14 protein-coding genes and 1 riboswitch are annotated in these 20,372 nt (G+C 61.7%); of the genes, 8 read left to right on the top strand and 6 right to left on the bottom strand.

Annotation, left to right across the window (positions count from 1 at the left end; all coding sequences use genetic code 11):
- The first annotated feature begins 352 nt into the window (after positions 1-352).
- From VJ604_RS10630 to VJ604_RS10655, 6 genes are all read left to right on the top strand, one after another.
- Entirely contained in the window at positions 353-1,897 is a 1,545-nt protein-coding gene (locus VJ604_RS10630; protein ID WP_324082332.1) for an acyl-CoA carboxylase subunit beta, read from the top strand.
- Positions 1,898-1,919: 22 nt separating this feature from the next.
- Positions 1,920-2,108 (top strand): hypothetical protein, encoded by a 189-nt coding sequence (locus tag VJ604_RS10635; protein ID WP_324082333.1) that lies wholly within the window; start codon positions 1,920-1,922, stop codon positions 2,106-2,108.
- 121 nt (positions 2,109-2,229) lie between these two features.
- A complete protein-coding gene (locus VJ604_RS10640; RefSeq protein ID WP_324082334.1) occupies positions 2,230-2,529 on the top strand; it encodes a transposase in 300 nt (99 codons plus the stop codon).
- Positions 2,526-3,380 carry an IS3 family transposase gene (locus tag VJ604_RS10645; protein ID WP_324082356.1) on the top strand — a complete coding sequence of 285 codons (855 nt, stop codon included), beginning with the start codon at positions 2,526-2,528 and terminating at the stop codon, positions 3,378-3,380. The genes VJ604_RS10640 and VJ604_RS10645 overlap by 4 nt, the downstream gene beginning before the upstream one ends.
- Positions 3,381-3,535: 155 nt before the next feature.
- On the top strand, positions 3,536-3,925 hold the full coding sequence (locus VJ604_RS10650; RefSeq protein WP_324082335.1) for an acyl-CoA carboxylase biotin carboxyl carrier protein subunit: 390 nt from the start codon (positions 3,536-3,538) through the stop codon (positions 3,923-3,925).
- Between the two features lie 141 nt (positions 3,926-4,066).
- Complete coding sequence (locus VJ604_RS10655; RefSeq protein ID WP_324082336.1) at positions 4,067-4,531, top strand: CHRD domain-containing protein; 465 nt, start codon at positions 4,067-4,069, stop codon at positions 4,529-4,531.
- 93 nt (positions 4,532-4,624) lie between these two features.
- Here VJ604_RS10655 and VJ604_RS10660 read toward each other — a convergent pair whose 3' ends face one another.
- The 5 genes from VJ604_RS10660 to recC form a co-directional block, all read right to left on the bottom strand.
- Positions 4,625-5,965, bottom strand: a complete 1,341-nt coding sequence (locus VJ604_RS10660; RefSeq protein ID WP_324082337.1) for a DNA recombination protein RmuC — start codon at positions 5,963-5,965, stop codon at positions 4,625-4,627.
- Between the two features lie 25 nt (positions 5,966-5,990).
- A complete protein-coding gene (locus VJ604_RS10665) occupies positions 5,991-6,788 on the bottom strand; it encodes an alpha/beta fold hydrolase (RefSeq protein ID WP_324082338.1) in 798 nt (265 codons plus the stop codon).
- A gap of 85 nt (positions 6,789-6,873) precedes the next feature.
- Positions 6,874-8,745, bottom strand: a complete 1,872-nt coding sequence (gene recD / locus VJ604_RS10670) for an exodeoxyribonuclease V subunit alpha (RefSeq protein ID WP_324082339.1) — start codon at positions 8,743-8,745, stop codon at positions 6,874-6,876.
- Positions 8,735-12,115, bottom strand: coding sequence for a UvrD-helicase domain-containing protein (locus VJ604_RS10675; RefSeq protein ID WP_324082340.1), 3,381 nt, complete (start codon positions 12,113-12,115; stop codon positions 8,735-8,737). The genes recD and VJ604_RS10675 overlap by 11 nt, the downstream gene beginning before the upstream one ends.
- Positions 12,116-12,134: 19 nt before the next feature.
- Positions 12,135-15,362: an exodeoxyribonuclease V subunit gamma gene (gene recC / locus VJ604_RS10680; RefSeq protein WP_324082341.1), complete on the bottom strand. Its 3,228-nt coding sequence runs from the start codon at positions 15,360-15,362 to the stop codon at positions 12,135-12,137.
- Between the two features lie 229 nt (positions 15,363-15,591).
- Between recC and VJ604_RS10685 the strand changes: the two genes are divergently transcribed.
- Both VJ604_RS10685 and VJ604_RS10690 read left to right on the top strand, forming a co-directional pair.
- Entirely contained in the window at positions 15,592-16,842 is a 1,251-nt protein-coding gene (locus tag VJ604_RS10685) for an acetate kinase (RefSeq protein ID WP_324082342.1), read from the top strand.
- A gap of 156 nt (positions 16,843-16,998) precedes the next feature.
- The gene (locus VJ604_RS10690; RefSeq protein WP_324082344.1) at positions 16,999-18,996 is read left to right on the top strand and encodes a GNAT family N-acetyltransferase; all 1,998 of its coding nucleotides are present in this window, start codon (positions 16,999-17,001) and stop codon (positions 18,994-18,996) included.
- A 78-nt stretch (positions 18,997-19,074) separates the two neighbouring features.
- On the opposite strand, the gene metX is transcribed toward VJ604_RS10690, so the two are convergent.
- Complete coding sequence (gene metX / locus VJ604_RS10695) at positions 19,075-20,178, bottom strand: homoserine O-acetyltransferase MetX (RefSeq protein WP_324082345.1); 1,104 nt, start codon at positions 20,176-20,178, stop codon at positions 19,075-19,077.
- An 85-nt stretch (positions 20,179-20,263) separates the two neighbouring features.
- Positions 20,264-20,364, bottom strand: a riboswitch (SAM riboswitch).
- Positions 20,365-20,372 lie beyond the last annotated feature (8 nt).

A 20,372-nucleotide genomic window follows, 5' to 3' on the forward strand; every position in this document is an offset into this window, starting at 1 on the left:
GTCACCTACACCGTCACCGTGGAAGGACAACAGCACAAGGTCACCGTCGCACCGTACGCGAAAAGTTAGGGCACCCCATCCTCACCCCGGCCCTCCCCTTGAAGGGGAGGGAGAGTTTGAGCGGAGGGAAGAGGTTGATGATCTTCAAACAAACGCGAAGGCCGTAAAAACAGGACGACCTTCCGCTGATCGCCCCCTCCCCCTCAAGGGAGGGAGAGTTTTGAGTGGCTGGAAGATGTCGCTGACCTGCAAAGAACGCGGAGACCGTGAGACACGACGACCTTCCGCTGAGGGTCCCCTCCCCTTCAAGGGGAGGGACAGGGTGAGGATGGGGTCAGGGAGGAAATCGGTCATGACCATGGAGGAGAAAGTACAGGAACTGAAGGACCGGAAGAACCTGCTGATGCTGGGCGGCGGGCGCTCCAAGATCGACCGCCAGCACGCGCACGGCAACCTGACGGCGCGCGAGAGGATCGAGACCCTGCTGGACAAGGACAGCTTCCAGGAAACGGGGATCTTCGCCCGGCACCGCTGCACCAACTTCGGCATGGAGGGGAAGGAACTCGCCGCCGAGGGGGTGGTTACCGGGGCAGGGACCGTGGCGGGGCGGCCGGTCCACGTCGCCAGCCAGGACTTCACCGTCGCCGGCGGGGCGGCAGGCGAGGTGCACAGCGAGAAGATCGTGCAGGCCATGGAGTCCTCGCTGAAAACAGGGACCCCCTTCCTTTTCATGAACGATTCCGGCGGGGCGCGCATCCAGGAAGGGACCGACTCGCTGGCCGGCTACGGCAGGGTCTTCTACCACAACGTCATGCTCTCCGGAGTGGTGCCGCAGATCTCCCTCATCTGCGGGCCGTGCGCAGGGGGCGCAGCCTACAGCCCGGCGCTCACCGATTTCATCATCCAGACCGCAAACGCCAGGATGTTCATCACCGGCCCTTCGGTGATCAAGGAGGTAACCGGCGAGGAGATCAGCCAGGAGGCACTGGGAGGGCCGCACGCGCAGATGAACAACGCAGGCGTCGCCCACTTCCTGGCGGAAAACGACCTGGTCGCGGTCAGGATCTGCAAGAAGCTCCTTTCTTTCCTACCCTCCAACAACCTGGAAGACCCGCCGCAGCTGGAATGGAACGACGTGATCCTGCCGGACAAATCCTTGAACGAGCTGGTGCCGGTCGAGCCGAAAAAAGGCTACGACATACGGGGGGTCATCGGCCGACTGGTGGACGCGTGCGACTTCCTGGAGGTACAGCCGCTTTTTGCACCCAACCTGGTGATCGGCTTCGGGCGCATCCTGGGGCGCAGCGTGGGGATCGTTGCCAACCAGCCCTCCGTGCTGGCGGGCGCCCTCGACATCGACGCCTCCGACAAGGGGGCACGCTTCGTCAGGTTTTGCAACGCCTTCAACATCCCGCTGGTCACCCTGGTCGACGTACCCGGTTTCCTTCCCGGGGTGCAGCAGGAGTACGGCGGCATCATCCGCCACGGCGCCAAGATGCTCTTTGCCTATTCGGCCGCCACGGTGCCCAAGGTGACCGTCATCCTGCGCAAGGCCTACGGCGGCGGCTTCCTCGCCATGTGCGGGAAGGAACTGGGAGCCGACCGGGTACTTGCTTGGCCGACCGCCGAGATCGCCGTCATGGGGCCGCAAGGGGCGGTTAACGTCATCTTCAGAAAGGAGATCGCCGAGGCGGAAGATCCGCAGAAAAAGCGGGATGAGCTGATCGAGGCCTACCAGTCCACCTTCGCCACCCCTTACGCGGCGGCGGCGCGCCGGGAGGTCGACGACATCATCGAGCCCGCCGAAACCAGGAGGCACCTGGCCATGACGCTCGATATCCTTCACACCAAGCGGGAGTTCAGGCCCATGAAGAAGCACGGGCTGATCCCGCTCTGAGAGGCTCTGAGAGAGGTCCTCCATGGACAATACACCCAAAGAAGGAGCCGGGATCACGCCGGAACTGCTGCTGGTGATGTCGGCCTCCATCGCCGCCTATCTCGGCAAGACGGTGCGCATCAGGCGGGCCCGCTTCCTCGACCCACAGGCTAACGCCTGGGGGCAGTCGAGCCGGGTGGTGCTCCAATCCTCGCACAACCTGAGAAAATAACTCGCCTGTACTCCCCTCGCCCCCCGGGAGAGGGACCGGGGGTGATGGAAGCCGGCACTACCTGAGCTATCTTCACTTTTGAGGACACACCATATATCCTAACGGACCAGGAGGGTGTGTCATGAGAGCGAATCGCAAGTACGATTCAGAGTTCAAACGAGAAGCAGTCAAGCTGGTGGTTGAAGAGAACCGCAGCATTCGTGAGGTCGAGAGTAGCCTCGGGATCACTCATGGTGTTCTCAAAGGATGGGTGCAGAAGCACCGTGACCAGCAAGACCCCGCAGTTGTCGCTCAGCGTTCAACTGAGGCAGAACTGAAACAGCTCCGCAAAGAGGTTGAGAAACTACGTCGAGAGCGTGACATCTTAAAAAAAGCAGTGGCCATCTTCTCAACGGATCCGGATCGATATTCGGATTCATAACCGAGCACCGCTCCGAATTCGGAGTCCAGGAGATGTGCCGAGTTCTTGGAGTGACTCGGAGTTGGTATAACGCCAACGCAGCCGGCAGGGTAACCAAGCGGCAGCGTGAAGACCAAGTACTGTTACCGGCCATCAAAAAGGCCTTCAAAGATAGCGACGCGACGTATGGTGCAGCACGAATAGTCCAGGAGCTGCGGAAGCAACAAAAGCGCGTCGGAAAGAACCGCGTCTGGCGCCTGATGCGTGACAACGATCTGCGAGTAAAGACGAGACGGCGATTCAAAGTCACCACCAACTCAGATCACAAACGCCCTGTAGCGCCAAACCTTGTCCAGCGTGAGTTCGCCGCACCAGCCCCCAATCGGGTCTGGACGGGTGACATCACTTACATCGAGACTGCTCAGGGCTGGTTGTACCTGGCAGTCGTACTGGATCTCTTCTCCCGCCGGATCATTGGTTGGAGCATGAGCGACCGCATGACCGATGATCTAGTGGTAGCTGCCTTTACCAACGCAACAGTGAAGCGGCGGCCGGCGGCTGGCTTTCTCTTCCACAGCGACCGTGGGTCACAGTACTGCAGCAAGCGATTCGGCACCATCGTAAGCAAAACCGGTGGGATACAAAGCATGAGTGGCACCGGTTGCTGCTACGACAATGCTGTCACTGAGACGTTCTTCTCAACGCTGAAGAGAGAGCTGGTCTACCACTGCTCCTTCAAAACCCGGCAGCAGGCACAGAGCCGGATCTTTTGCTACATCGAAGGCTTTTACAATCGCAAGAGGCTACACTCCGCCATCGGCTACTGCTCCCCCGAGGAGTTCGAACAGCGGGAGTTGAAGATGGCGGCATAAGGGTTTCTAACGTGTCCTCTATTGCGATGATAGGTCAACCGACCATTTCGTAGTAGCGAGGCCTCCCTCACCCGCCCTTCGGGCACCCTTGTCCCGGAGGGCGAGGGGAATAAAAAAAGGTGAGCAGTACCACCTTTCGCAAAAGGAGATCTACCGTGCAGCTTACTTTGACCATCGACGGCAAGAAGTACCTGGTGGATGTCGAGGTGGAAGAGGGGGAGGAGGTCCGACAGGGCGCTACCCTCTCCCCGCCGGCCATGCCCCTCCCGCCACAACCAGTGGCACCGGTAACGGCCGTGCTGCCCCCCTCACCGCAGGCCGGCGACCCCGACGACAAGATCTGCCACAGCCCCATCGCCGGGGTGGTGTTCAAGATCGTCGCGCAGGTTGGACAGCACCTGGAGGTCAACGACCTGCTGGTGATCCTGGAGGCGATGAAGATGGAGACCAACATCACCGCCCACAGGTCCGGAAGGGTCGCCAGGATCATGGTCGCGGTCGGGGAGGCGGTGAAACCGGGTCAGCCGATTGCCGAGGTCGAGTGAGGCAGATCAGCCCCTGCAGAAGAGGGGGGCCGGCCATGACTGGCATAATTCCCATCCACAGTTAGTAGTGTCTCCGTACAGGATGGCGGTGTTATAATAACGCTGGGCCACGTTAGACAAACAACTCAGGAAGGAGGAGTTATGGGAAGGATCAAACTGTTGCTGGTCATCATACTGGCGGCGTTCCTGGGTGTCTCTACCGTCTATGCCTTTGAGCACCACTTCAAGGCGAAACTTACTCCGAAGGAAGAGACCAAAGCTCCGGAATCCAAAGCTTCAGGGAAGGCCGAGTTCGAAATGGATGATCATAACACCAAGATCAAGTACGAGGTGCATGTCAAAAACATCGTGGATGCCAACGCAGCACACATCCACATTGGCAAGAAAGGCGAAGACGGGCCGCCGGTTGCCACACTTTTCAGCGGGAAGAAGGCTGGGAAATTCAGTGGTACTCTCGCTAAAGGGAAAATCGGCGCGGACGACCTGATGGGCGACTACAAGGGCAAAATGGACGACCTGTTCAAACTGATGAAGTCCGGGGGCGCCTACGTCAACGTTCACACCGATGCCAATCCCGATGGCGAGATACGAGGCCAGATCAAGTAAACAGATACCTTGCTAACGGGGCTCCAGCAGAAACGCCACGTTAAACAGAGAGGGCGGGGGGATTCACCTGGGCAGCAACGGTGGATCCCCCTTTCATTTTCCATCCTCCAGCAAGAAAAGTTCTTCCACCTCAAGCTCCTCCACCTCCGATGCCATCGGCGTCACCGTCTCCAGGTCCAGCAGGCATTTGGACTCCCGCTCCGGCAGCTGTTCGATCCCCTGCATCTTCTTCTGCATCCGGCGGGTTTGCGTGGAGGCCCGGTCGATGCTGGAGGAGGCCTCGTCCAGCTTTTTCCTTGTCTTGTCCAGCAGGGTGCCGAAGGTGAGGAACTCGGTCTTGATGGCGCCGAGCAACCGCCAGACCTCGCTGCTTCGCTTCTCGATGGTGAGGGTCCGGAAGCCGAGGCTGAGCGAGGAGAGGAGCGCGGCGAGCGTGGTGGGGCCGGCCACGATCACCTTGTGCTCGCGCAGGATGGTATCGAAGAGGCCGGGGCGGCTCAGCACGGTGGCGTAGCTCCCCTCGTTGGCCAGGAACATAACGGCAAAATCGGTGGTTTCGGGGGGAGAGATGTACTTGTCGCAGATGAGCTTCGCCATGCCGGCCACGGTCTTTTCCAGCTGCCTCGTCGCGTCGGCGACCGCCCCCTGGTTCCCCAGTTCCTGGGCCTCCACCAGCCGCAGGTAATCCTCCTGCGGAAACTTGGCGTCGATCGGCAGCCAGAGCGGCCTCTCTTCCTGCCCCGGTAGCCGAATGGCGAACTCCACGCGGGCGTCGCTCCCCGGCTTGGTCGCCACGTTCTCGCTGTACTGGTCCGGCGTCATGATCTGCTCCAGCAGGTTGTGCAGCTGAACCTCGCCCAGCGTCCCGCGCGTCTTCACGTTGGAGAGGACCTTTTTCAGATCACCCACCCCCGCCGCCAGCGATTGCATCTCGCCCAGCCCCTTGTGAACTTGCTCCAGCTGGCCACTTACCTGCTTGAACGATTCGCCGAGCCTCTTCTCCAGAGTCTCGTGCAGCTTCTCGTCAACCGTCGCCCGCATCTGGTCGAGCTTCTTGGAATTGTCCTCCTGCAGCCACTTGAGGCGCTCATCTACCGTCTCGCGCAGTCTTTCCAGGCGCTGCTCGTTGCTCACGGTCAGGGTCCCCAACTGCTGCGAGAAGCCGTCCAGCTGCCCCTTCTGCAGGGTCGCTATCTCCACCATCCTCCGCTGCACCGTTTCGCCGAACTGTCTGAGACCCCCGGAGAGTTCCTCCCTGTTTCTCCCCAGCTCGGCCTGGAACATCCGCTCCAGCCGCTCAAGCCCCTTCTCCAACTGGTCGAAGCGCCCCTCCACTGACGAGCGGCGCCTGACGTTGAGGTAGCACAGAAACGCCACGGCGAGGGTGGCTGCAGATAACAGCAGGATAGCGAACTGGAACAATTGCTGGCTCATTTGGACTCCGGGGGGGAGGTCATCATCACGAGGTTACCCCTTGGAGGAACTCGATCAGGGCGGCGTTGAAGGCTGCCGGCTGCTCCATATTGACCATGTGCCCCGCCTTTTCGATGACCACGCTGCGGCAGTCGGCAAGCCCCAAGGTGAACAGCTCGACCGCGTTTGGAGAAGCCGCGCGGTCCTCGGCGCCGGCGATCACCAGCGAGGGTTGCTTGAAGGCGGGAAGCAGTGGAGTGTAATCCTTCCTGTCCCGCATGGCCAGCAGTCCTCCGGCCAGAGCCTTGGGATTGGTATCGCGCATCCAGGAGGTGACCCTGGCGATCAGTTCGGGGTGGGAGTGGATGGTGTCCGGCGCGAAGAGCAGCTCCGCGAAGATCTTGATGATCGGGTTGGCACCCAGCCGCTCGGCCTCGTTGGCCATCGCGGTTCTCCTCTGGCGTCCGGCCTCATCGTCGGCGGAACTCTTGGTGGCGATGAAACAGGCGGCGCGCACCCGGTCGGGGTAGCGCTCCAGCATGTTCAACAGGATGTAGCCACCCATCGACATGCCACCCACCACCGCCTGCTCGAGGTTCAGCGTATCCATCAGGGCGACGATGTCATCGGCGAAGAGGTCGAGGCTGTACGGTGCCGAGGGAGTCTCGCTCCCCCCGAACCCGCGCAGGTCCGGGGTGATGATGCGGTAGCCGGCGCTGGCAATCGCTGTGACCTGCGGCTGCCACATCTGCCGGTTGAGCGGGAAACCGTGGATGAGAATGACCGGTTCTCCTGCCCCGGAATCATCGTAGGCAAGCTCCATATCGTTCACGTTCACTTTCATTGTGATCGTCCTTTTTTCGATTAATTTCTCACATCTGGCCGGACAGGTCGGACCGGTCAGACCTGTCCGACACTCCCCCCGACCATCAGAAGAGTTCCAGCTGAATTCCCTTGCCTGCTGCCGGCTGTCCGGCGGGCTTGCGCGGTTCCTTGTGCGCGGCCTGCGGCTCCGGCTTTTCGTGCTGCCACAGACGCTCGCGCAGTCCAGACCTCCTCATTATGCGCCGATGCACGGCGGTCAGGAAAAGTTCCTCCGAACCGAGCACCGCCACCCTCTTCTTGGCCCTGGTGATGGCGGTGTAGATCAGCTCGCGGGTCAGCACCGGGACGTCGCGGTCGGGCAGGATGAGCAGCACGTCGTCGAACTCGGAGCCCTGGCTTTTATGGACGGTCATGGCGAAGGCGCTCTCGTGCTCGGGAAGCCTGAGCGGGAGCACCTTGCGCATCTGCCCCGTTCCGGTTGGGAAGAACGCGCGCAGCTCGTTGCCGGATTCGGGATCGGGCAGGATCAGTCCGACGTCGCCGTTGAAGAGGCCAATGTTGTAATCGTTGCAGGTGATCATCACCGGCTCGCCTGCATACCAGCGCCCGGCCGGGTCAATCAGCCCCGCTTTCGACAGCCTCTCCCGGACCAAGAGGTTGACCGCCTCCACCCCGAAGGGTCCTCCCCGCATGGCACAGAGTATGCGGAACTGCCCGAACCGGTCGAAGGCTTCCTTGGGAGATCCCGCTTTCAGATACGCTTCATATCCCGCCAGCATCCTGCCCGCCAAGACTTCCGGGAGGCCGTCCGGGCTGGGAGTCTTCGAAAGGGAAATGTCGGGATAATTGTGGTCCTCGAAGGCGGAAAGGGCGGCCGGGCCATCGCCGGCGTTGACCAGGGCGCCGACGGTGCCGATCCCGCTCGTGGAGGAGAAACGATAACTCTTCTTCAGCAGGACGACCGCATCACCCAGCGGATCGTGCGAGCGCTGGATTGGCAGGGCATCGCCGGCAAGGCCGAGAGCGAGCGCCGCGAACTCGGGAGAGAATCCCTCCGCGCCGCCGGAATTACAGATATCACCGAGCACAGCTCCCGCCTCGACGGAGGCCAGCTGATCGCGGTCCCCCAGCAGGATGAGCCGGGTGTCGTGGCGCAGGGCGTCGACCAGTTTGGCCATCAGGGGGAGGGAAACCATGGACGCCTCGTCAACGATGACGATGTCGTAAGGAAGGGGATTGTCGCGATTGTGGCGGAAACTGCAGGATCCTTTCAGGTAGCCCAGCAGCCGATGCAGGGTGAAGACGTCGTCCGGGAGCAGGGCCCGCACCTCGTCCGAGCAATCCACCCCCGCCATCATCGATTCCTTGAGGCGTGCGGCAGCCTTGCCGGTCGGAGCGGCCAACGCGATGCGGCAGCTGTCGCCTCCCTGCTGCTCCAAAAGGAGAGCCAGCACCTTGACGACCGTCGAGGTTTTCCCGGTGCCGGGACCGCCGGAGATGACGCAAAAGCGCCGGGTAAGGGCGGCGATAGCGGCGACCCGCTGCCAATCCGTTTCCCCCGTCCGATGCGGGAACAGGCGTTCCAGCCCCAGCTTCAGCAGCTCAGGATCGAAGCTAGCCGGAGCGCCCCTTTCCAGGATGGCCGCGGACAGTTCCTCTTCGTAACGCCAGTAGCGATGCAGGTAGAGCCGGCAGGAATCGTCCAGGATCAGCGGCTTGAATTCGCCCGGCGCTCCCACCACGGAAAATGAACGAAGCCGTTTCACCCAGCCGTCGACCGTCCTGATCCCGAAGCTGCCCGCTTCCCCGTCCTTGAGCGCGTGGGCGAGATCGAGACAGACATCACCCGCCACCACTCCCATGCTTAAGAGCGCCGCTGCCGCCTCGAGATAGACGTCATCGCACCCCGCCTGCCGGCAGATAAAGGCGGCGAAGTGCCTGTCGATGTCGTTTAGCTGAACTCCTTCAGGAGTCATAGTTGCACCCCACCAGCACCTTCGACAATTCGCCGATCAGCTCCTTGCTCGGGCGGTCGGCGAAGATTCCGTTCCCATTTCCGTCCACCCCGCGCAGGAAAACGTAGAAGATCCCACCGAAGTGCCGGTCATAGTCGTAGTCCGGGATCCGAAGTCTGAGATAGTTGTCGAGCGCCACCGTGTACAGGAGGTACTGGAGCTGATAAAAATTCTGCTCCATCTCCTTGCGCATCCCGTTCCGGTCGTAATGCTCGACCGAATTTCCGAGGTGATTCGACTTCCAGTCCAGAATGTAGTAGCGACCGCCGTGTTCCACCACCAGGTCCATGAAGCCGCGCAGCATTCCACGCACCGGCGAGAAGGAGAGTCGGCTGAAGAGTTCGGAAAAGTCGGTATCAGCGATGCAGTTTTTAGTGGTGTTAAGCTGGTTTTCGGTCGGTTGCCGTTCGTGCTGAGCTTGTCGAAGCACCCCTTCCCCGACGTTCACAAGCGCCCCTTCGACAGGCTCAGGGCGAACGGTGTTAATAGCTTGAAGATGTTGGTTACGTTCCCCTAAATTCTCCGATAAACGTTGCATCCCCGCTAGCCCCACCGCGTCCCGCAACCTCTCCGAGGTCACCGCCGCCAGCGGGAAGAAGAATTCCAGCTCGGTCAGCCGCCGGTCCATCCCGATCTGCGACAGCGTGAACGATTCATCCCCGAGCGGCGCGCGCAGCACGTCGTGGACCATCGACGAGACAACATCCTTCCACTCCGCATCGAAGCCGTGATTGCCGAGCAGCGTGGTGACCAGGAGATCGAGGGATTGCTTGTCGCCGGTAAAGTCATGCCTCTCGAAAATCTCGTGCAGGAAGATACCGGCCTTGGCTCCGCGAGGGAAAGCGAAGATGCCGGTCGGCTCCGCGCCCCTGGCCGGTTGCGGTTCGCTGACATGCCCTTCGTCGCGGTCCGGCAGCTCCGCCGCCTGGTGATGCCGGCTGGCAAGAGAGGTGAAGCTCGCGACCCTCCAGTCTTTAACGATGGAGCCGTTGAACTGGCAGCACTTAAGCTCTGAATGGTCCTGGGACGCCGCCACGAAGGTCTCCCGGTCCGCATCCGGGAGCGCGAGCACCTCGATGGTCCCACCCGACTCGGTGGCCAGCTCCGAAAGCTCCGACAGCATCGCCTGGTCGCTCAGCACCACCTGCCCCCTCGCCGGCTGGGCATGGCGGTGCAGCAGGTAATGCATGGCGGAATCGCCGGCGTCCTTGAAGGCGCCCCAAACCAGGTAGGTGCGATGCTTACCACGGGTGAGGGCGACGTAAAGGAGCCGCAGATTTTCCGCCAACGCTTCCCGCCGCGCCATCGCCCGGTGGGCGCCGAGTTGCGGTGAGCCGATATCGAGCACCACCCGCCCGTTCTCATCGTGGAAAAGAGCCCCCTCTTCACGGCCGCCGAACTCCGACCAGCAAAACGGCAGGAAGACGATGGGATACTCGAGCCCCTTGCTCTTGTGGATGGTGACCAGCTGCACCGCGGCCTCGTCCGTCTCCAACCGGATCTCGTGCTCCTCCCGCTTGGGCTCCTCGGTGATGCGGGTGACCAGCCAGGAGATCACCCCCTCCATCCCCAGCCGTCCTTCCACCTGGGCCTGGTGCAGGGTCTCGATCAGGTGCAGCAGGTTGGTCAGGCGGCGCTCACCCATTGGGGCCGACAGCAGCCTCTCCCGGACGAAGCGGCGCTCCATGAAACGAAGCGCCATGGCCATGCAGCCGTTGCCGCTCCAGATCTCGTGATAGCTCCGGAACTCCTCCAACACCTGCTCCCAGCCATTCTCATCGGCCATCAGTGCCGCCAGGTCGTCCCCGGACACCCCCATCAGATCGGTGGCCAGCGCCCCGCGCAGGAGCGCCTCGTGCGCCGGCTCCGCAACCGCCGAAAGTATCCGCAGCAGCTCAGCCGCTTCCTCGGCCTCGAACAGGTTGCCGGCACTGCAGAGCACGCTCGGAATCCCCCGGCGGGTCAGGGCGCGCTGCATGAGCCTGGCCTGGCGATTGGCCCGCACCAGCACGGCGATGTCGCCCGGTTGAATCGCCTTCTCACCGGCGGTCAGCGTACCAGCAGCGCCCTTTCTGAGTAGCCGGCAGATTTCGGAGGCAACCGACTCAGGCAGGATCTCCCAAGCGTCCCCTTTGTTGATCGGCTTGCCAGGGTCCTTTCGCGGGGTGAACCAGAGCTTGAGCGGGGCCGAGGTGAGACTGTCTTCCGTCAACAGCTTGCGCTCCTTCTGGGCCGCCTGAACGGGAGAGAAGGGGATGTCCTCGAAGACGAAGGGCAGCTCCTTGAACTTGAAGATGCTGTTCACCGCCTTGATCAGGGGGGGATCGGAGCGCCAGTTCTCCAGCAGAGTGTGCTTCGCGGGGGTTTCCTTGGCGGCCCCCATGTAGGCAAAGATGTCGGCACCGCGGAAACTGTAGATCGCCTGCTTGGGATCGCCGATCAGGAAAAAGGGCGCCGGATGGTCCTGCGGATAGATGGCGTCGAAGATGGCGAACTGGGTGGGATCGGTATCCTGGAATTCATCGATCAGAGCCGCCTGGTAACGGTCAGCGATCAGGCGCGGCAGGGTCGATCCCTTGCGAGACAGCGCCGCGTGCAGGTCGAGGAGCAGGTCGTCGAAGGAGCGGACGTTGCGGCTCTTCTTGCGCTTGGGAAGTTCCTCCGCCAGGTAATCGAAGAACCGCCGCCGCAGCGAGAGCAGCCAATCCTCTATCTCCTCGGTCTGCTTCGGCGGGTCGGGCAGCACACCGGCGAAGGGATCGCCGCAGATCTTCCTGGCCATCGCGAGCAGCGAGCCGGGCGAGATACCGGCATCATTGGCGGCGGCCACCCGGTGCCGGGGAGCGTTGTAGCAGTTGATGCGCCAGTAGTCCTGGGCGATTTCCCTGAGGATGGTCCCCTGGTCGGTCAGCAATTCCGTATCGCACAGCGAGCCGCTCTCGAAAGGGTTCTCCTGCAGAGTGCGTTGGCAGAAACCGTGGATGGTGAAGATGGCCGCTTCATCGAAGGAGCGGAGGGCGCTGGTGAGCAGGCGCTTGGCCTCCGCGTGGTCCTCGACCTTCTGGAGGATGCCCGAAAGCAGGGGGTCGCTCCCCTCCCCGCGCAGGAAGGCCTCTTCGGCGTCGCGCAGGCGGTTGCGGATCCTCTCCTTCAGTTCCTTCGTGGCGGCCTCGGTAAAGGTGACCACCAGGATCTTGGAGACGTCCAGGCGCAGCTCCAGCACGAGGCGCAGGAAGATCCCCGCGATGGTGAAGGTCTTCCCGGTCCCGGCGCTCGCCTCGATCAGGTTTCGCCCCGCCAGCGGCGTATGTAGGAGGTCGAATTTCTTCATTTTCCCTGTCTATTCCCCACTATCTCCCGCTCTGCCGATCCAGCAGCGGCCCCCAGACCGCCAGCGCCGTCTCCACGAACTCCGCATCCAGCGGCTCGTCCTCGCCGAACAGGCGCCGACAGTGGTCGTCCCGGCACTCACCGGGGTAAAAGTCGCTGCCATACCATTTGCTCCTGGCATCGCTGAGCGCCCTGAATGCCTTTTTCGGATCGCGCGCCTTCTTCGCGTACTCGAGCGAGGTCTCCGGGAAGAACTTGACCGGATATCCCATCCCCTGCCGGTAGAGGGCGAGGAGTTGATCCAGCAACTCGCAGCACTCCTCCACCGGTGACAGGTTGATCGCCGCGTCCGCCGCCAGGAAGGTGGAGGAGCGCGGGTAGCCAGCGGCATTCATGCAGTTGAGCGCCAGATGCTCCACCCAGAGCCTCAACTGATCCTTCGCCTTCATCTTCGTGTACCGGTAGAGCACCATGCGGTCCGATCTGATCGACCCGATCCGTCCGATGATCCTGCCGCTCGGCAGCTTGATGTCGACGTCCAGCGGTGCCAGTGGCTCACCGGCGGAGAGTTTGGCGACCTCGGCCGCGAATTCGGCTGCCGGTTCGCTCAACTGATCGAACAGCGCCGCACCGCACTCTCCCGGCGGCAGGTCGCCACGGCCGCGTGCAACGGCGAAGGGTGCGGAGAGCTCCTCCCCCCGCAGGACGGCGGCCACGATCTCCTGCTCCAGGTTGTACTTCACCAGTGTCGGCAGGCAGAACGGCTCGCACTCATCCAGCGGCTCCACCCCCTGCTCTATCCTCACTTCTAAGCGGCGACGCAGCAGTTCCTTGGCCGGGCTGCACAGGAAATCGATCAGCGCCTTCAGCGTCACGGTGGAATCGTCATCGGGATAGACAAGCGGGGTGGTCATGAAGGGGCCCGGCAACAGCTGCGGCGTGAGCTTCGCCACCGCCCCCCTGAAATTCTGCCTGGAATAGCTGAAGATGAGCTGGCCGTCGCGGGAGGACCTCGGGTCATCGCGGAAGTACTTCGGGCTGAACGGCTGCAGCGGGTGACGGACCGCCAAGGAGCAGGGGGTGCCGTCCGGGCGAGTGAAGTTGATCCCCGCATACTCGACAAGCTCGCTCACCAGCACGCTGGGAGGCATCTCGCTGTTGTCCTTGAGGCTCTGGCCTACGTAGCTTATGTGCAGCCTCCTTCTCGCCGACAGCAGCGCCTCGAGGAAGAGGTAGCGGTCCTCGTCCCGCTGTGAGCGGTCGCCGCGGCGCGGTTCTCGGGCGATCAGGTCGAATCCCTGGGGACGGTTGCGGCGCGGGAAGGCGCCGTCGTCCATGCCGATCAGCGCCACCACCGAAAACGGGATGCTGCGCATGGGGAGCATGGCGCAGAAGGTGACCCCGCCGGTCAGGAAGCCGAAGCCGCGCTCCGACTGGCCAAGGCGCGTCTCCAGCCAGTAGCGCACCACCTCGATGCCGACCCCACCGGTGAAGCCGCCCAGCTCTCCGCATTCCCCCAGCTTGCCTGCCAGTTCGGTCAGCGAGTGCAGTTCCCGCTCGCCGTCCTGGTCTGCCTGGATGAAATCGGAGAGCAGTTCCCGGATCGTCTCCACCCAGGCGGCCGTCCCCCGCGGCTTCGCGAGCGCGCGGGTGCGCGAGAAGAGCTTTTCGCAAAAGGATAGGAAGCGTCCCAGCACGAGGACGGCTCCCCCCTCCATGTCGTCGAAGGGGAGGATGCCATTGAAGAATGAGTGCCCCTCGCCGTTGATGGCATAGCCCAGCAGGAGCCGGTCGATCCCCGCCTGCCAAGTGTTGTCCCCAAACTGCGGCACACCCTGCTCGGCGCGCTGCTGGGCATCGATGCCCCAGCGGACATTGGAGAGGCGTAGCCAGTCGCGCACGGTCTCCAGGTCCTCGTCGCTCATGGCGAAGCGCCTGGCCACCGGCGGAGTCTCCAGGACGTCCAGCACCGTGGAGACGCCGTACCTGCCACCGCACAGGTGCAGGATGGCGAGGAGCGCCCGGGCGGCCTCCCCTTCGCACTTGAGGCTGCGGTCGGCGATCGAGTACGGGATCCGCTCCCCTCCCTCTTCCGGCGTGTCGAAGACCGCGGAGATGTAGGGGGCGTACTTCTCGATGTCGGGGGTCATCACCAGCACGTCGCGAGGCGACAGGGCGGGATCGGCCTGGAAGGCGGCAAGGAGGGTGTCGTAGAGCACTTCCACCTCGCGCATCGGCGAGTGGCAGGAGTGCACCAGTACGGAGCGGTCGTCAGCGGGGACCTGGCGCCCCCACGTGTGAGTCCCGCGCAGGTCCAGGACGTCGCCCTGGATGGCGTGCAAGAGGGAATCGGCCGGGAGGTCCAGGAAGGTGTCGTCCCGGTCGCACTCCCCGCAGTTGTCGATGATAGATTCGAAGAAATCCCTGCCCAGCTTTCCCCAGGAGGCAAGCAGCGGGTTGCCGGTCTCGAACCACTCCTCCGGCCCCAAACCGCGCTTTTCGAGCTTGGCGATCTCCCGCTCGGAAAAGATCTGTCCCCAGTATTCGCGGCACGGGTTCAGGAGGAACAGGTTCACCTCGATCTTCTCAGCAACCCGGGTCAGCACCTCCAGGTGGAACGGCGGCAGCGTCGGGATGCCGATCACCGAGATGCGGGGGTGCTGGTGGAGGTTGGCCGAGGCGACAGCGCCGCGGAACTCGGCCAGCAGCCGGGCGCGGTGCTTTTGCTCTATGCCAGAGACCAGCTCGCGCCAAAGTTGCGCCTGCCAGTCGGTACCCTCGCCCCGTTCCCAGGAGAGCACCAGCTCCGGCCGATAGACGGTATACCGGTCGAAGGTGTCCGCGATCCGTTGGGCGAGCTGCATCCTTTTCAGGCCGTCGCGGTCGTCCACCAGGTAGCCGGCGATCTCGGAGAAACCGGGGCGCGCAGAGACCGCCTGCAGCAACTCCATCAGCTTCCAGGTCATCACCTCCGGCTTGAAGAAGGAGTTTTCCGCAGGGCAGTCGGGAAGGACGTGCGAGAAGATGGTCTCGACGATGTTGTTGGGAAAGGGGAATTCGCAGTTGGCCCAGACGCCGATGCGCGAGGCAAGCTCCATGGAGAGCCAGCGCTGCATCCCCTTGCTCTGGACGACGATGACTTCCTTGCTGAAGGGGGTGAAAGGGGCGGTGCGCGGTGCGCGGACGACCTTCTCCAGGCCATCCACCAATCGTTCCATGCTATTGCTGGTGTAGATTTTCAAAGCCATCAGCACTCCGCCCCGGGTGGAAAATGGTAGAAACATACCACATCAAGCATGCGGTGTCTTGGGCAAAAAAGCCTGTTGCTATTTCAAATCTTCGTCAGACCAGTCAGACCTGTCAGCCCTGTCGGACAAGGCTGCCAAGGGATGTCTCGCCGCGTCAAACGAACGTTCTATTTGCAGTTTCGAGTTTTGCGTGGTAACTTGCTTACAGCTCAATTCCGGGGTTTGCCAGATGCTTATCCTTACTCTCAACTGCCGCAGGTTTTCCATTCAATACCAGTTGTTCGACTGGGAAAGACGCACCTCTCTTGCGCACGGGAAGGTGGAGAGGGTCGTGGTGGGCGACTCGTTCATCACCCACAAGGTCCCCGGTTGCGAACCGCGTCACCTCGACGCCGAATGCACCGACCACAAGGACGCGCTGAGGCTGATCCTTTCCACCCTCACTTCGCCCAGGTTCGGCGTCATTTCCGATATCGGCAGGATCTCCGCCGTCGGTCACCGGGTGGTGCACGGGGGGGAGAAATTCACCCGGTCGGTCCTGATCGACGATGAGGTTATCGCTGCCATCAAAGAGGTCGCGAATCTCGCCCCGCTGCACAACAATCCCAACCTTGCCGGCATCCACGCCGCCCGCGAATTGCTTTCCGACCTGCCCCAGGTCGCCATCTTCGACACCGCTTTCCACCAGACCATGCCGGAGTGCGCCTTCGTCTATCCGCTCCCCTACGAGTGGTACGAGAAACATGGCATCCGCCGCTACGGCTTCCACGGCCAGTCCCACCTGTACGCGGCCAGAAGAGGCGCTGCCATGGCCGGCGTACCGCTCGATCAGGCGAACATGGTTACCGTACATACCGGCAACGGTGTCTCCCTGTGCGCGGTAAAGAACGGCACCTCGGTCGACACCAGCATGGGGCTTACCCCGCTGGAAGGCGTCATGATGGGCAACCGCAGCGGTGACATCGACGCCGGTATCGTCCCCTTCATGTTGAGAGAGGCCGGCATCTCCGCCACTGAACTCGACCTCTTCATGAACCAGAAAAGCGGGGTGATCGGCATCGCGGGACGCCGGATGAGCAGGCGCGATCTCGTCGAGGAGGCTCGTCACGGCGACGAGCGCTGCCGGCTGGCGCTCGACATGGAAGCCTATCGCCTTCGCAAATACCTGGGCGGCTACCTCGCCGTGATCGGCAAACCCGACGCCATCGTCTTCACCTTCACTCCCGGCTGGGAGGACTGGCCGGTCAGGGGCATGGCCCTGCAGGGGATGGAGCAGTTCGGCATCAAGATCGATCCCGACCGCGACAACGAAGCGCTGCGTAATGGCACCGAGATGCTGATCAGCGCCGACGACTCCCGTGTCAAAGTCTTCGCGGTACCCTCCGGTGAAGACATGGTTCTCAACGAAGATGTAGCCTCCATCCTGGGCTGGAAGAAACGCCCGAAGGATTCTCACCCCGCCGCCTACGCCGCCGCCTGAAAGCCCTTCTGAATTCGATGTCGTGCGACTCCCCTCTCCCGCAGTGAGAGGGGAACTACGGTAATTGTCTTTCCTTACCGCGGCATGCTAGAATGCGCCCGTAGCTGAAGAGAATCTTCTCGAAACGGGCACGCGAAGCAGCGTCCGGAGGTCCAGGTGGAAGGCAAAGACTCAACACAGGCGACTCCGCAACCGCACACCGGCAGGTCGCAGTTCATAAAAGAGCTGACCCCAGAGCACGAAAAGATCATCAGGCAGCTTCCCCTCCTAAACCTCGACTCACTGCAGATCCCGTCTCCCTACGTCCTCGATCGCGCTATCGATATCGACTATCAGCACAGCTTCGTCTGGGAGGAAAAAGGGGAACTGCTCGGCTACATCCTGGTCTACGCGACCCCCAACCACAAAAAATTCCACATCTACCGCCAAGCCACCAGCCCGTTTGGCAGGGGCAAGGGAATAGGGACCGCGCTCGCCGCCCATCTCGCCCAAACAGTCGCCCCCGATTCCCACATCTATCTCTACGTCTGGGACAAACTGATCAGCTCCATCGACTTTTTCAGGAGCAAGGGGTTCGTCATCGAGGACACTATCGTCTATCGGAAGATGAAGTTCCACCTGATGTCGGTGTCCGCCCGAAGGCTCAGTGAAACGGTGGCGTCGACCAAGCGCAGGGACGTCTCCCAGGTCGAAGAACTCTCCCGGGTCCGCCACGATGTGAAGAAATCCCTGAAGGTCCTGTTCGACATGGCGACCATGATGTCGGTCGACAACTTCAACAAGGTAGTGGAGGACATCAACCGGGAGAACACCGCCCTCCTCAACACCCTCAACATGTATGAAGATAATGTCCACCTCTCCCACAAAGTTTCCCTGAAGGACCTGTTGACCGAGCGGGTGATCCCATTCGTCGAGGCGGTAGATAGCAATTGCGAGGTCAGGCTGGTCCTCAAATCGAAGATCGAACCTGTGGATGGCACATACATGCCCTTCAGCCGCGCGCTTATCAACATCGTCTCCAACGCCCTGGACGCCATCAAGTCCGCCGGCGTACGCGGCCTCCTCACCTTCGAACTCGGCCAGGAAAACGACGAGGTGACCCTCTCAATCACCGACAATGGTATGGGTATCGAGGAGGAAAGGCTGAGAAAAGGGGCGGACGGTTTCCCTCTCTTCGTCGGCAAATCCACCAAGGGAAACGGGGAGGGGATCGGGACCAGGCAGATCTACACCACCTTCGGCGCGGACCGAATCAAGGTGGAGAGCCAGCCAGGACTCTTCACTCGCTGGACCATCAGGCTCCGGGCCAGCCACTCCAGGGAGAAGGCGCTGCTGACCGACCTTTGGACCAGGTACATCAGGTTCATAAAATCGACCCAGAAGATCGGGCTCACCCCGGAGAGCAGCAGGAGCGAGATCTCATCATTCATCTGGCAACTGAGACAGATGGAGGTCTTCAGCTTCGATCTGATCTATCACTTCAGCAGATACAACAACATCAGGGATATCTTCCAGAGCGTGCTGCTCTACCGTTTCGGCAGCATGTCTTTCGACCAGCTTAAGGAAGAGCTGAGACAGTGCCGGATCGAGACCCCATCGATCCGTTCCTGGCTGTTAGGAATAACCAGGCGCATCAGCAGGAACGAGGCCTACTTGAAACAGAACGTCCCCTTCGACGAGTACAGGGGGGTGATGTTCGAAAGCTACGGCCAGGCGATAGGTCGGACCATGATCTTCACCCTCGACCCCGACAGCGGCAATTTCTTCGTCACCGACAGGAAGCTCGCCGAGCACCTGGACTTCGTCCCCCTGCTTGGCCGCGACAAGGACGATTTGCTGCGCGGCGAGTTGATCGGGGACGCCAGGAATTTAAGCAGCCCGATCTATTTGGGAGTATGGACGGTCAAGGACGCTGACGATCTGAACGATAAGCTGAAACTGATCCGAAAGGGGGCTGAACAACTGCTGCAGATGGGGCTCGACAGGGAGAAGCGGATCGCCTTCTACAACACGACCTACAACACCTGCGATTGCGAGATCGACACCCTGAAAACAGCGACCATCGGGGAATTGGTCACTCTGGAAGAAGGTGACTTCGCCCGCTTCATCCGGCGCGCGGACAGCGAGATGAGCGGACTCTGTTTCGCGACCTGACAGGAGTTTCCGACGGCAAATGATGCTGAAAAAAAAGCCACCGCGTAATCGAGGTGGCTTTTTGTGCTTGAAAGGGGATCAGTATTTCACCCGCTCCAGGAACTCCTGCACCATCGGGGTGAAGGTCGGGGCCTCCAGCAGGAAGGCATCGTGGCCGTAGGAGGAGGTGATCAGGTGGTAGTCGACGTCTTTGCCGAGCCTCTTCAGGGAGTCGACCATCTCCTCGGTCTGGGCGGGGGGATAGAGCCAGTCGGAGGTGAAGGCGAAGAACTGCAGGGAGGCCGTCACCGGCTGGAAGGCCTCGTCGACCGATTCGAATCCTGAGGCGACGTCGTACAGGTCGAGCGCCTTCGCCAGGTAGAGAAACGAGTTGGCGTCGAAGCGGTCGACGAAGTTGTAGCCGTTGTAGCTTAGATACCGCTCAACCTCAAACTGGCCGAAGAAGTCGAACTGGCCGTCGCGTGCCGAGAACCGGCGCCCGAATTTGGCCGTCATGGACTCGTCTGAGAGGAAGGTGATGTGGCCGATGCCGCGGGCGAGTGCCAGGCCGTCCTTGGGATTCTTGCGGTATTCGCCTTTCTTCCAGTTGGGATCGTTGAAGATGGCCCAGCGTGCCACGGCGTTCAGGGAGATGGCCTGCGCGGACGGACGCGGGGTGGCAGCCAGCACCACGGCGGAAGCGACGCGATCCGGATACTGGGTTGCCCATTCCAGCGCCTGCATCCCGCCCATGCTGCCGCCCAGCACGCAGAAAAGCCTCTCGATGCCGAGTTGGTCCATGAGCAGCGTCTGGGCCTTCACCATGTCCCGCACGGTGATCACCGGGAACGTGAGGTTGTAGCGCTTGCCGGTCTTGGGATTTATCGAGGTCGGGCCGGTGGAGCCGAAACAGGAACCAATCACGTTGGAGCAGATCACGAAGTAGCGGTCGGTATCGAGCAGCCTGCCGGGGCCGACGATATCGTCCCACCAGCCTGCCCTCTTCTCTTCCTCGCTGTAACGCCCCGCCAGATGGGCGCTGCCGGTCCAGGCATGGGTGACCAGGATGGCGTTCGAGCGCTCGCTGTTCAGCGTGCCGTAGGTCTCGTAGGCGATTTGGATGGGACCGAGGATACGGCCGCTCTCCAGCCGAAGCTCGGTATCAAACTTGGCGATCTGTTCTGTGACTATACCGATGGACATCTATCTCTCTCTTGATAAACGGAAAAAGCCCCTTCTCGGATGTGAGAAGGGGCTTTTTGAGTGTACGAGTACGTTCAAAGCACCTTTCTCATCTTCGCCTTTCGGCAGGATTTAGCACCTGGCGCCCTTAACGGACCGGTTGCTGTGGTTTCACAGGGCCTTTCCCTCCACCACTCTCGATAAGCTAGGTCTGC

The sequence above is a fragment of the Geomonas sp. genome (assembly GCF_035254065.1).
In the GTDB taxonomy this organism is placed as follows: domain Bacteria; phylum Desulfobacterota; class Desulfuromonadia; order Geobacterales; family Geobacteraceae; genus Geomonas.